The organism is Devosia sp. P3_B2 (assembly GCF_056402875.1).
The window spans coordinates 67701-80598 of record NZ_JBFUGO010000009.1; the positions used below are offsets into that span (position 1 = coordinate 67701).

Here is a 12898-nt window from a genome sequence, read left to right on the forward strand (position 1 = left end):
AGGCTCCGCCTCGGGCAGCGGTCCGGGAACGGAGGGGCCCGCATGGGAGCCGTGCTCCCAGCGCATGGAACCCGCCATATCGATCCCCGGGACAACGAAACCATCTCGTCGCGCTGCCTAATATTGCGGCAACCGAGACTTGCCTGGGTAATCCGGCCCGTCACTTGGGCAATCGTTCGCCCTGTTGCCGCCCAACCGTGCGTGATAAATCTCGCGCCCATGAACGCCATCACCACGCCCCGCACCGCCCGTTCGGTGTGCCCGCACGATTGTCCTTCGACCTGCGCGCTCGACGTTGAACTGATCGACGGCTCGACCATCGGCCGGGTGCGCGGCGCCAAAGACGATCCGTACACTGCCGGCGTCATCTGCGAGAAAGTGGCGCGCTACGCCGAGCGGATTCATCACCCGAACCGCCTGACCCATCCCCTTCGCCGCGTTGGCAAAAAGGGCTCCGGCGAGTTCCAGCGGATCAGCTGGGATGAAGCGATGGATGAGATCGTCGCGCGCTGGCTCGATATCGAGCGCACCGACGGCCCCGAGGCGATCTGGCCCTACTTCTACGCCGGCACCATGGGCCACGTGCAGCGCGACGGCATCGAGCGCCTGCGCCATGCCCGCGGCTACTCGCTGCAATACGACACCATCTGCACCGGCACCGCCTGGCCCGGCTTCATCGCCGGCACCGGCGTCCTCGCCGGCCCCAACCCCGAGTCCATGGCCGACAGCGATTGCGTCGTCATCTGGGGCACCAACGCGGTGGCCACCCAGGTCAACGTCATGACCCACGCCATCCGCGCCCGCAAGGAACGCGGGGCGAAGATCGTCGCCATCGACATCTACAGCAACGGCACCATGGAGCAGGCCGACATGGCGCTGGTGGTGCGCCCCGGCACCGACGGCGCGCTGGCCGTCGCCGTGATGCACGTCCTGCTGCGCGACGGCCTCGCCGACCGCGCCTACATGGCCAAATACACCGACTTCTCGCCTGAGTTCGAAGCCCACCTTTCGACCCGCACGCCCGAATGGGCGGCCGCGATCACCGGCCTCACCGTCGAGGAGATCGAAGCCTTCGCCCGGCTCGTCGGCACCACGCCCAAAACCTACTTCCGTCTCGGCTACGGCTTCACCCGCCAGCGCAACGGCTCCACCTCGATGCATGCGGCGCTCTCGGTCGCAGCGATGACCGGCTCCTGGCAGCACCACGGCGGCGGTGCCTTCCACTCGAATTCCGGCTCGTGGAAGCTCGACAAGTCGATGATCATCGGCGCCGACATGGGGCCCGGCGGGCGCGAGCTCGACATGTCCGAAATCGGCAAGGTGCTGACCGGCGACAAGAAAGCGCTGAACGGCGGCGGCCCGGTCAAGGCGCTGTTCATCCAGAACACCAACCCGATGAACGTCAGCCCGGAGCAGGGCCTCACCCGCGCCGGTTTCGAGCGCGAGGACCTGTTCACCGTCGTGCATGAGCAGTTCATGACCGATACCGCGAAGATGGCCGATATCGTCCTGCCCGCCACCATGTTCCTCGAGCACAACGACTACTACCGCCGCGGTGGCCACACCCGGCTGCTGTTCGGCCCCAAGCTCGTCGATGCGCCCGGCGAGTGCCGCTCCAACTTCGAGGTCGTCAACGAGCTGCTCCGCCGCCTCGGCACCGACCACGCCTCGATGCACCTGAGCGACCGGGACATGGTCGCCGAGACCTTCCGCCGGTCAGGCTTCGGCGAGCTCGAGGAGATCGAAAAAACCGGCTTCATCGACGGCGCCTGGCCGGACGAGAAAGCCCGTTTCGCCGACGGTTTCGCCTGGCCCGACAAGCGCTATCGCTTCGAGCCGGACTGGGACGCTGTGGCCAAGCTCAAGGGCTACAACTGGGTCTGCGACCCCTCGGAGATGCCACGCTTCGCCGACCACTGGGACGTCACCGAGCGGGTCGACGCCGAAACCCCGTTCCGCCTCGCCACCAGCCCCTCGCGCAGCTTCCTCAACTCCAGCTTCGCTGAAACCGCAGGCAGCCAGAAGCGCCAGCCCGAGCCTACCGTCTTCATCCATTCCGCCGACGCAGCTGAACTCGGAATCGCCGATGGCGACCCCGTCACCCTCGGCAACCGCCGCGGCGAAGTCGCGCTGAGGGCGGTGTTCTTCGTCGGCATGCAACGCGGCGTACTTATCGCCGAAGGCATCCATCCCAACTCCGCGCACCGGAACGGCCAGGGCATCAACACCCTGATCGGGTCAGATCCGGTCCGCCCCTTCGGCGGCGCCGCGTTCCACGATACATCGGTGTGGGTTCGGAAGGGGTAGGGGATTAAGCCCCGTAAGCCTGCCAGAAGAACCACCCGGTCAGCCCGATCCCGTAGACAATCACCAGCCCGCGGATCAGCCCTGTCGGTATCCGCTTTGCCAGCCGCGCCGCGACATAGCCGCCGATCGTCACCCCGACCAGCGCGATCGAGCCGTGGTACCAGTCGATGGACCCGGACAGTGCGAACCGCACCACGCTGACCAGCGCCACCAGCGTCGAAATCCACAGCTTCAGCCCGTTCATCGCATGGATGTCGGTGAACCCCGCCAGCGCCAGGAACGCCAGTAGCAAGACGCCGAGTCCGGCGTTGAAGAACCCGCCATAGACGCAGATGCCGGCCAGCAGCGCGAACAGCAGCGCCGCACCGACATGCCGGCCGCGGCCACTGTCGCCCGCTCGGGCCCGGATGAAGCTATTGATCCGGCCGCCGAAGGCGAACAGTACCACCGCAAATAGCAGCAGCCACGGCACCACCAGGACGAACGTGGCGTTCGACACCTGCAACAGCAGTTCCGCGCCGACATAGCCGAAGACGATCGAGACGATCGAATAGGGGATCAGCCGGTCGCGATGCTTGACGATATCGTGCCACAACCCGAAAGCGCCGCTGGCATAGCCCGGCAGGCTCGCATAGGTGTTCGACGCATTGGCGATCACCGGCGGCACGCCGGCGAACAGGAGCGCTGGGAACAGCACGAACGAGCCGCCACCCGCCAGCGTATTGATGGTGCCGGCGATGAGCCCGGCGACGAACAGCATGATCTCGGTCATGCCGTTCTCCCTAGCCTGTCAGGTGCCCGCACTCCAACGCAATCGCGTGATCTTCGCCATCAGCCGAGCGAATGGGGGCAAGTTGACAAAGCTGGCCCGATCCACCACATAGCGGCCGTGCTGCTGGCGCCTGCCGCTCGCCGGGGAAACCCGATGGTCAAGTCCAGCCGCGGATCATCCGTGACGCATTCATGATCGCTCCCTTCTCGAGGCGGTTCATGGCAAGGCGAGCCCCATGAAGAAATCCGCCTCTGCTTGAAGAGGACCGACATGACTTTCTCTCTCGATACTCCCAGTGCCGCGACCTTGAAGGCCGAGGCCAAGGCTCTGCGCGCCGAACGAGCCTTGGCGGGCAATCCGCTGGGGCAGGGCGCCGCGCTGGAAGAAATCGCCCACCGCCACGGCTACCGCGACTGGAACACCGCCTCAGCGGCGATGCCGGAACGCGCGGTCAGCCCGGTGCAGGTTGGCCAGCGCGTCAAGGGCACCTACCTCAGCCAGCCGTTCATCGGCATGGTGATCGGGGTGCAACTGCTCGCCGACATGAACCACTACGAGGTGACCGTGAAGTTCGATCGCCCGGTCAACGTCTCGAAATCCGAGCTAATGGGACCGATCTATCGCCAGCGCGTGCGGGCGACGGTCGACCTGCGCGGCATCTCGGCGTCGCGCACCAGCGACGGTGAACCGCATATGCGCATCCAGCGCGCATAGCAGAACCGTTTTCCAACGGCGGGGCATGCTCCGCCGTTGTCTTTCCCTCCCGCGGGTTGTCTTCCATCGCCATCTGCCGATATATGGAGGCCCGTCCCGGTGGCGTTCCGTCACCCTCCTGCAGCAGACACGGACTCTACCCATGACCACCCAGACCCTGCCGATCGACCTCTATTATGCCGCCACTCCGAATGGCCGGAAGATCACCATCATCCTCGAGGAACTCGGGCTGCCCTACGGGATCTATCCGATCAACATCGGCCGCGGCGACCAGTTCAAGCCGGATTTCCTCGCGATCTCGCCCAACAACAAGATCCCGGCGATCGTCGATCCAGAGGGCCCGGAGGGCAAGCCGGTCTCCATCTTCGAGTCGGGCGCGATCCTGAAATACCTCGCCGAGAAGTTCGGCAAGTTCTACGGCACCAGTTGGTCCGAGCGGATCAAGATCGACGAGTGGCTGTTCTGGCAGGTCGGCGGCTTCGGCCCGATGCTGGGCCAGAACAATCACTTCTCCCGCTACGCCCCCGAGAAGATCCCCTACGCCATCAAGCGCTACCAGGACGAAAGCCACCGCCTCTATCGCGTGCTCGACACCCAGCTCAAGAAGCAGGCCGCCGAGGGCAAGGATTACGTGGCCGGTGACTACTCGATCGCCGACATGGCCATCTTCGACTGGTCGCGTGGTTCCGAGAACCACGGCATCGACCTCGCCGAGTTCCCGGCCTTTGCGGCCTGGCGCCAACGCGTCACCGATCGCCCCGCCGTGCAGCGGGCGCTCGGCATCACGCTCGAGCAGAGCCAGAACATCAGCGCCGCCACAGACAAGGAAGCGCAGAAGATCCTGTTCAACCAGCGTTAATGCATCATTCAGTTTCGGGTGCTGACTCGGTCAGCACCCGTGACCAATCCTGCTCCTGGCACAGCACATAAAGTACACAGCCTTTGAGCCGGATTAGGTCGGTATTCAGCACCTCTACCGACCCCGAGTACATGTTCCCATCCTCGGGATTATAGATCTCGCCCTCGTAGAACATCGGATTCCCGGTCTGCCGCAGAGTCAGAATCTGCATCCCCTGGATCGGGCGGCCACGGAGCGCCGGGTCCTTGTTGTTGGCGTCGGTAAACGAAGCCGGATCAATGGCTTCGAGCTCTACGCCATACTTCTCCTTGATCGTCTCCGGTATTACGATCTTGCTGATATAGCCGCAGAATCCGGGCTCGCACGGGGCGATGGTCAGCTCCGTCTGCGCTGTGGTGAGCCACACTCCCTCGACCAGCGAGGGGAGCGTCTCCTGCGCCGCAACCGGCCCCAGCCCCGCCAGCGCCAAAACAGCCGCGGCGCCTGCAAATCTGCCAGTACAAGCCATGGTTGCTCTCCGTCGCCGCGCCGTCGAATCGAGATCTCGAGCTTCAATCGAGTAGCATCGGCATCGTTGCCGCGAGGTTCGTCAAATCAATGGCAAAGTTCCGCAAATAATGTCGCGGGCCGCCGAGGGCGACAGTCGGCATCATTTGTGCACGGCCGGTCATTACTGCCCATGTGCGCACCCCGAAAAACCGCTTGCCCGGCAAGGCTCCAGCCGCTATCCCCACCGGCGACGGAGAGGTGGCCGAGTGGTCGAAGGCACGCCCCTGCTAAGGGCGGATATTGGCCCCTCCGAAGGACACAAAAACCCCGAGAAGCCTGGAATTGCTGTAGTTTTGTGTCCTGCCAGAAGTGGACAGAACAGGACAAAACGATCCGGCAATGCCGGATTGTTGCTATCCACTCCGGCACTGTAGTGCGCAAAAAGGAGGGACCCGCGAGGGGCTCCTAAGGCGCTCTCTAGTGACCTCTCCAACGGGGTCGTTGAGGTTGTTCAGCAGGGGGACAAAGGACACGCCGGCGAGGCCGCGCTGGCGGCGGGTACTTAGGTTCGTGCTTCCGGGTGTGCGCGTGGCGCTTCTCCCTGGATGGGCAGAGCGGATGTTCAGAGATTGCCGGAGGGACGCGCCGGACGCGCCGCTTACAACTTCAACGCGCTCAGCGTGCGCTGTGCCGCCGTGGAAGCCGCGCGCAGGTAGTCGCAACTGCCGATAATGGCAGTTATCGGGAAGCGCCCGACCTCGACCAGATGCTTGTGCCTTCCGTCGCGGTGATCCACACCTTTTGTGGTGGTTAAGAATCGCGACCAACATTCAGTGCCAAGTTCGTACCTGTCCGCGTGGTGCGACCCAAAAACGCCGGCGGGGCAAACGCCCTACGTCTGGCTGTATCCGCGCACCGGTGGATTGGGCAAGCGAAAGGCGCCTAGCAACATTTTCACCGAGGCCGATCTGTACACGATCGCTGGCCAGGATGGCGAGCGCGACCTGCGGATCGAGCATGCTCTTTCCGGGATCGAGCAGCGCTTTGCCGGAATTCGACGAAACGTTCTCCTGAAGGACGGGCAGCTCACGGTTCAAGAGCAGGTAGACCTGTCGGCCTTTGTTTCAGCCCTGCACGTCCGAACAATCCGTTTTCGCGAGCATCACCGAAAGCATTGGCAGCGCGTCGTCGAAAAGGGCGATCGCCTCGAGCAATCAATGGCGCGAAAAACGCCGGATGAAAGGCGACGAATTGCCCGGATGCAACTCCCGCCGTCGGGACCGACGATGTCGCACGAGCAGGCAAAAGCCATTGCCGATCGCCCCCTACAGAACCTCATGGGGCCCATGATGCTCTCCGAAATGAGGTATCTGCCTTTCATGCAGTTCCAGGTTCTCACGGCTCCGCCTGGGCATCTACTCATCACTTCAGACAACCCAGTCACGTGGCACTCGCCTAGCGACGGCAAGAAGCCGGCGTTCTACCGAGGCCCGGCGCTAGGCGATTTGGATATCGAGATCACACTCCCCCTGACGCCCGACCGACTGCTTCTCATCACGCACGCCGAGGAGGGGACGCTCGATCAGCGGCCAGTGATCTACAGGGGGATGCCTGAGCGCGCTGTCTGGCACGCGAACCACGGACGTTCGCTGGCAGCCGACGCGACAATTGTAGCCAACACCGACGAAGCGAGATTTGATTGGTTCACTTAGGTTTCTCTAGGTTCCGAGACTGCATGTTTAACGAGGACGGTGGCGACATTCTCGACGAGCCGCACGACGCGTCGCGGTTCGAGCATCACGGCCGCTAGGAAGCAGAATGTAGCGTGATCCACTGTTGGACCGGGGCGGCCCTTCGTGCCCCCTGTGCCGACAGAAAGGACAAACGCAAACGGGAGGAGAACACGCTCGCGGTGCGAGCGTGAACAAACGGGCAAATCCGGCGCTGAGTCCGGCAGAGTCCGGCGAAACGCCGGACTAAGGACACAAAATCGGGCCGAGGTGGCCACTTTGTCCTGGGCAAGAGGACACAAAAAAGTCCTTGCAGCACGGGCGTTTCACCCCTATCAGGACCGGCGACGGAGAGGTGGCCGAGTGGTCGAAGGCACGCCCCTGCTAAGGGCGCAGACCTCTAAAGGGTCTCGTGGGTTCGAATCCCATCCTCTCCGCCACTGCCACCGCATAGAGTGTTGTATTTGCACGACGATCCGTACCCAGGTCGTCACCAACCCTAAAGATAGCCCTAAACCTGGCGTCGTTTCACTGGGATTTGTCAGGATTTCGCGGTCGCGACTTGGAGTGGGAGGTGCCCTGAGGTACGCTGACCGGATCGCAGGCCGAGTTTATCAGCAGGCGAGCGACGTCTAGAATCGCGGGATTCGTCAGTCTTCCCACACTGCGTAGAGTTCGCCTCCGAGAAGTTCGACGGCGCGGGCGGATGTGGTGGAGGGGACGCACTGTTGCTCGGGCGGCTTGAACGCTCCTTTCGACCCCGATGCACGCGCTAGGGCACGTAACTCGACTCGCTGTTCTCTCGCACGGACGCGAATGTCCCTGATAAGAGGAGGCGCCAAATCATCGGCCGTCGAACCTTTCGGGCCTTGAGGTCGGAGTACGCGCAGCTGCCAGCGCAATTGCTGCACCGCGCCGATGGTCCTCCCGAGTGATGCTGCTAGGTCTCGGTCCGTTTCCGTTGGGGCGGAGGACTGTACGCGTTTCACGTCGGTGATGCGCCATTGGGGACGCCTGACCTCGTGCAGTCCTTTGCACCGGCGTACTCGGATGGCGACCGCCGTACGGCCAGGAAGTTTGGCCGTGAGGTCTTTGGCCGGCACATCCGAATTCTCGACGAGGATCCGTATTTCGTCCTCCGACCAGACTGGTTTGCGCTTGCCGCGCGCATTGATACCGACCATCGACCGACGGGTGAGAATTGCGCTCTCGCTTCTACCTGGGAGCAGTTCAGCCATCTGGATTACCGTCAGGTCTCCGCGCCGAACGATTTCTAGTTCCCGTGGTTCCCACTTTGGAGCGTCCCTGGCAGGAGACTTGGCGGCCGAACCCATTTCGCTCGCGGATATCCCCCCAAGACGTGCACCGCTCGAAGAAGCGTCTTGTGGTCCCATTTCCGACCCCTCCAACCATTCCTCTGGAAGTACTTCCGTGAGTTCGTCTCGGCGTCGAGTTCGGCGCGCGACCAGTTCCGCTGCCTTGCTCTCTCCAGTATCTGATCGAGGAGAGTGTTGCCGGTGGGCTTAAGAACACGAGGCGCGCGGAAATACGCATCGGCTCGGGCACGACTGCAGACAGCTGTCCACGTTCTTCCTGGTAGCGCCGACAGAAGCTCTTGCTTGGTGGCTCGGGGATACAGCCGATGAAGCTTGAACAGTTCGTTCGGATCCCATTGCCGGGCCCCGGGCTTCGTTATGCCCATCCGTCCGGCCTTACTGTGGTGGCTGGACGGGTCCGCCGGGTATTGAGGACCATCACGGCGTCGTAGTCAGGGTAGCCGTGCTTGAGGTTTCCGGCCTCGGGCGGATCCCAAAGGCGATGGCCGTTGGGAGTGAAGCCGCGGAGCATCATCATCCGCCGGCCATTTTCGGCGGCAATGGCTCCGCGAGCGAAGTGGCTGAGACTCATACTGCACCTCCCAAGTCTGCAAGGTCTGCCTGCGGACGCTATTGCGAAACCGGCCTGGATCGCCTTTCCTCTGGTTTCTATCGTTTCGCAGGCAAACGATGCCCACACCCACGAACTACGACCTGGCAAAGGTCATTCTCGATCTGCTGACCATCGCCAAGTTGGCGATGCCAGGGCACCTGTATAACCAAGATGTGCGGGTGCATGCAGGCCAGCAGATGCTCGCAGCGCTTCGCCCTAGCCGTCAGCGGCCGCCGTCCGTACCGTGGGTTGACGAACCGCCGGTGCCTTTTCTCGGTGAGGCTGATGCGAGCGATCCGGCAGCGCGTGAGATCATAGCAGCGCTTGATGCGATGCCGACTGGGGATTGGGACGTCGCCGCGGCGCTCGATGCATTCCTGGCGGAGCCTGACGCACCGGCGACCCGCCTCGATGCCATCGCGCTCATTCTGCGGGACTGGCTTGTCGGTCACGGATATCTCGAGCCGCTGGCGGCTCCTGAGGATGCCCATTAGGTCGCGAAACATCGCAAAACACGGACCACTTAGCAAACTGATGTGCAATGGAAGCCGCGTCGTGACAGGCTGGCTTCAAACGGAGGTTGTCCATGGATCGTGAGTGGTGGGTCGGCAGAGTGCTGCCGGGTTTCGTCGGAGCCCTGATTTTCTTCATCTTGCTGCTGATCTGGAACAGCATCACCGGGGGCACAATTGTGAACGCCTTCGGTGGGGCTCGATCGTCCGAGATAGCGGCCATCGAACTGCTCACCGGTCCCGCCGGTCCGAAGGGTGATGTTGGGCCGCCCGGTGCAAAGGGGGACACCGGCGCGGTAGGACCTTCTGGTCCCGTGGGCGAGGCTGGACCGGTAGGACCGGCAGGGAGCACAGGGCCGGTGGGGCCTGCCGGCCCCAAAGGTGATTCCGGACCGATTGGCCCCAAGGGTCCTGCTGGGCCGACGGGACCCGCGGGCCCGAAAGGAGACACAGGCCCAGTTGGACCCAAGGGGGATGTTGGTCCAGTTGGGCCCGCGGGACCGAAAGGCGATCCCGGAGTCGCCGGCCCCAAGGGTGATACGGGCCCCGCTGGGGCCAAAGGAGACCCTGGGCCCATGGGACCGCCGGGTCCCATGGGGGAAATCGTTCCCGCGACGCCGACGCCGTAGCTTCATTGGCGGGCAGCGTCTCTTTCGATTGCGTCGAGGTCAGCTAGAGACAGACCTGCCTTTTCCATCCCTTGGTGAGGCCAGGCTCCTGCAGCGGCCGCTGCCACCCGGTGGTTTCGGTCGGTCCGAAGGAGGACCCGCCCGAGCCTGTTGGAGAGCCGTCCCTGTCCTGACAACTGGGTTAGGCTCCGGCATTGGCGCAAGTCATGCGGCCAGGGGCCTCGTCAGTCGAACAAAGTTGCGGCAGAAGTATCAGCTCGGGCGAAGCTGGAGAGGAGTTGAAAAATGTCGCTAGGACACGATTCCGTGGAAGGTTCCTGTCACTGCGGGGCGGTGAAGATCCGCGTCGCCTCGATGCCCACTGAACTTAACGACTGCCAGTGTGAACACTGCCAGAAGCGGGGCGCTCTTTGGGCGTACTACTCGCCCGATCAGGTCAATATCAGCGGACCGACCTCGGTCTACGTTTGGAACAAGCGCCTTCTCGAATTTCATTTCTGCCCAACCTGCGGGATGACCACGCATTGGTGGCCCGTCGATGCAAAAAGTCTGCCATGGATGGGACTTAACGCCCGCGTTCTCGGCCGGGATGTCTTCCAGCAAATTCAGGTCACCAAGGGCGCAAACGACTAGGGGCGTCCGGCGCCACAGGTTCGTTTTGCAAGCGCCCCATCATCATTTCTGTGGGGCGGCTCCCGCTCAGCTTGACGACAGATTTGTCTGCTGCTCACGCTGGCGCCCAATGATGGGCCATGGCAACTACCGGCGAGCCTTTGCTGAAGTTCCTCACATAGCTCCCCCCATACCCAACCCTCGAAAGTGGAGCAGGCTTGCGGTCGCCCTCTGCCCGCCTCAGATTGGGAGATGCGTATTCTCTTGATTGCGGGTTTACTGCTCGGTGCAGCCGCCGCCGTGTGGATCGTCCAGCCAATTTGGATGCCCCGCGCGGACACAGCATTGCTTCGCCACATCCGCGAGGTGACTGCCAGGGATGACGATTTTTTTCATCAGATCGATCTGCACCTTGTCTACGGCACACACCCGCTGCCGGTCGGCGATTTAGTCGAAGATTTGCGTTTATCCGGCTTCAACACGGATTGGGTCACTAATCCGGACCCGCAAGTCAGATACCTCAAAAGACAGTGCGGTCCATATTACGTCCAGAAGGACGATGATCAGAGTTCCATCGTTGTGCGCCGGAGACTTTCCAACCTGGAGGCCGGTAGGGACTTCATGGTGTCTGTCCAAGTTGACGGCCACTGCGTCGTTACCAAAGCCCAGGCAGCGTGGCTGCGTCCCAACACGTTCTAGGTCCCACGCCCTAGGCCGATCAGGACGCATGCAAGGACTACGGGCCTCCCGCAGATATGGCGTGACACGGCAAGCAATGTGGCGGCAAAGGCAGGACGGTAGGACATGAAGACAATACCCGGTGGCGGAGTGGGCGCTGTCATCGTACCTGGCGGGTGACCGCGGACTGAATGATTCCCAAGCGTGCGCAACCGAGGGCCTGATCACCAGGACCTCTTCGCCTTCCTGACCACCGATCCGAACGACGTGGTGGCAGAGGCCAACCCCGACGTCATGCCGGTAATCGTCGCCCAGGCGTGCAAGCCGAACCCCAATCGTCGACGTCATCGGCCATCCCCCACCGCCTCAATGGGACGAAGCTCGCACGCAACGGCACTCGAAGCGGGCAGTTACCTCGCGATCCTGACGAAGGCTGCGCCGCGAGCGTCGAGATAAACGCACCGCGCGGTGTCTCTACGAGCTTGATCATCACGGCCTCGCAGCTTGGGCACCCGCGCCATCGGCTCAGGCCGAGGCAGGCAACGTCAAGCTGGTACGTGGGCCATGGAACGATACCTTTCGATGAAGTGTGCTCGTTCCCTAACGCGACATTCGATGACCAGGTCGACGCCTTCGCCGACGCGCTGAATGAGCTGGCGCTGGGCTCGACCTTCACGCTGCAGAACCTCTAGGCTACTCAGTTCGGGTTAGAGATGAGATGAGCGACCTAAGCGCCTGATTTTGAGCAGTGTGCCGTTCCCGGATCAGGAACTCTCCGAGCTCATAGGTTGTGCCCGCGCCGCCGGATGCAGCGTTGGGCACATGCCGCACCGACACGATGTCACCGTCGGTGGACAGAAGTAGCCACCGATCGCCGCTCTCGCTCGTGTAGAAGACGCGTTCGCCGTTTTGCATGTCGTACCTCGTGGGCGTGGCTTAGAGCAAGGTAGGCGGTTGGCCGCGGGAAACATACTCACTTTCACACCTCGAGACGGCCGGGCGCCGCGGAACCAACCTCTGCCGGCTCCATTTCTGTTGGATGGCGCAGGATGATCTCTTTCCCGAGTTGCAGGCAACGCCGAGCGGATTGAATTATGATCCTGAACTGATCGGATCTGCCGAAGCCGCGGACCTGGTGCAACTGATCGCGCCGCTGCCATTCAGGGAGTTCGAGTTCCACGGCTTTACGGGCAAGCGCAGGGTGGTGTCGTTTGGATGGAAATATGACTTTTCCACCCAACGCCTAGAGAAGATCGGCCACATTCCCGACTTTCTCCTTCCCTTGCGGGACAAGGCTGCGCGCTTCGCGAGCCTTCCTCCGGAGACGCTGGAGCAGGTGCTCGTCACTGAGTATCAGCCGGGCGCTGCAATCGGTTGGCACAAGGACAAGGCGGTGTTCGATGAGGTGGTCGGGGTCTCGCTCGGGGCCACCTGCACCATGCGCTTCCGCCGCCCGCGCGATGGGCATTGGGAGAGAAGAAACGTGACGCTGGAGCCCGGGTCGGCGTACCTCATTTCGGGCCAGGCACGCACGGACTGGGAGCACTCCATCCCGCCTGTCGCCAACCTGCGCTATTCGGTGACCTTCAGGTCAATGAAGCGGTAGCACGCGAGCGTGGCGCACTATTTGCTGCCGTACATCTGTTGCTGCTGCCGCATGGCAGCCA

Annotated in this window: 11 protein-coding genes and 1 tRNA gene; 9 read left to right on the forward strand and 3 right to left on the reverse strand. The window is 62.7% G+C overall.

Translation table 11 applies throughout. The features are described from left to right. Nucleotides 1–219 precede the first annotated feature (219 nt). Nucleotides 220–2307 carry a molybdopterin-containing oxidoreductase family protein gene (locus AC1DV8_RS14235; RefSeq protein WP_477157893.1) on the forward strand — a complete coding sequence of 696 codons (2088 nt, stop codon included), beginning with the start codon at nucleotides 220–222 and terminating at the stop codon, nucleotides 2305–2307. A 4-nt stretch (nucleotides 2308–2311) separates the two neighbouring features. On the opposite strand, the gene AC1DV8_RS14240 is transcribed toward AC1DV8_RS14235, so the two are convergent. Then, nucleotides 2312–3079: a sulfite exporter TauE/SafE family protein gene (locus tag AC1DV8_RS14240; RefSeq protein ID WP_477151306.1), complete on the reverse strand. Its 768-nt coding sequence runs from the start codon at nucleotides 3077–3079 to the stop codon at nucleotides 2312–2314. Nucleotides 3080–3349: 270 nt separating this feature from the next. Here AC1DV8_RS14240 and AC1DV8_RS14245 point away from each other — a divergent pair, with 270 nt between their 5' ends. Both AC1DV8_RS14245 and AC1DV8_RS14250 read left to right on the forward strand, forming a co-directional pair. After that, nucleotides 3350–3793: a glyoxalase superfamily protein gene (locus tag AC1DV8_RS14245; RefSeq protein ID WP_477151305.1), complete on the forward strand. Its 444-nt coding sequence runs from the start codon at nucleotides 3350–3352 to the stop codon at nucleotides 3791–3793. A 142-nt stretch (nucleotides 3794–3935) separates the two neighbouring features. After that, nucleotides 3936–4652 (forward strand): glutathione S-transferase N-terminal domain-containing protein, encoded by a 717-nt coding sequence (locus AC1DV8_RS14250; protein WP_477157894.1) that lies wholly within the window; start codon nucleotides 3936–3938, stop codon nucleotides 4650–4652. 4 nt (nucleotides 4653–4656) lie between these two features. Here AC1DV8_RS14250 and AC1DV8_RS14255 read toward each other — a convergent pair whose 3' ends face one another. Then, on the reverse strand, nucleotides 4657–5160 hold the full coding sequence (locus tag AC1DV8_RS14255) for a DUF2147 domain-containing protein (RefSeq protein ID WP_477157895.1): 504 nt from the start codon (nucleotides 5158–5160) through the stop codon (nucleotides 4657–4659). Nucleotides 5161–5974: 814 nt separating this feature from the next. Between AC1DV8_RS14255 and AC1DV8_RS14260 the strand changes: the two genes are divergently transcribed. From AC1DV8_RS14260 to AC1DV8_RS14280, 5 genes are all read left to right on the forward strand, one after another. Further along, nucleotides 5975–6853 carry a DUF4238 domain-containing protein gene (locus AC1DV8_RS14260; protein WP_477157896.1) on the forward strand — a complete coding sequence of 293 codons (879 nt, stop codon included), beginning with the start codon at nucleotides 5975–5977 and terminating at the stop codon, nucleotides 6851–6853. Between the two features lie 367 nt (nucleotides 6854–7220). Continuing rightward, a tRNA-Ser gene (locus AC1DV8_RS14265) sits at nucleotides 7221–7311 on the forward strand. A gap of 1566 nt (nucleotides 7312–8877) precedes the next feature. Continuing rightward, nucleotides 8878–9294, forward strand: a complete 417-nt coding sequence (locus tag AC1DV8_RS14270; protein WP_477157897.1) for a hypothetical protein — start codon at nucleotides 8878–8880, stop codon at nucleotides 9292–9294. A gap of 932 nt (nucleotides 9295–10226) precedes the next feature. Further along, the gene (locus AC1DV8_RS14275) at nucleotides 10227–10574 is read left to right on the forward strand and encodes a GFA family protein (RefSeq protein WP_477157898.1); all 348 of its coding nucleotides are present in this window, start codon (nucleotides 10227–10229) and stop codon (nucleotides 10572–10574) included. A 231-nt stretch (nucleotides 10575–10805) separates the two neighbouring features. Then, nucleotides 10806–11252 (forward strand): hypothetical protein, encoded by a 447-nt coding sequence (locus AC1DV8_RS14280; RefSeq protein WP_477157899.1) that lies wholly within the window; start codon nucleotides 10806–10808, stop codon nucleotides 11250–11252. Between the two features lie 672 nt (nucleotides 11253–11924). On the opposite strand, the gene AC1DV8_RS14285 is transcribed toward AC1DV8_RS14280, so the two are convergent. Beyond that, nucleotides 11925–12146, reverse strand: coding sequence for a hypothetical protein (locus AC1DV8_RS14285; protein WP_477157900.1), 222 nt, complete (start codon nucleotides 12144–12146; stop codon nucleotides 11925–11927). Nucleotides 12147–12270: 124 nt separating this feature from the next. Here AC1DV8_RS14285 and AC1DV8_RS14290 point away from each other — a divergent pair, with 124 nt between their 5' ends. Further along, the gene (locus AC1DV8_RS14290) at nucleotides 12271–12837 is read left to right on the forward strand and encodes an alpha-ketoglutarate-dependent dioxygenase AlkB (protein ID WP_477157901.1); all 567 of its coding nucleotides are present in this window, start codon (nucleotides 12271–12273) and stop codon (nucleotides 12835–12837) included. Nucleotides 12838–12898: the final 61 nt, after the last annotated feature.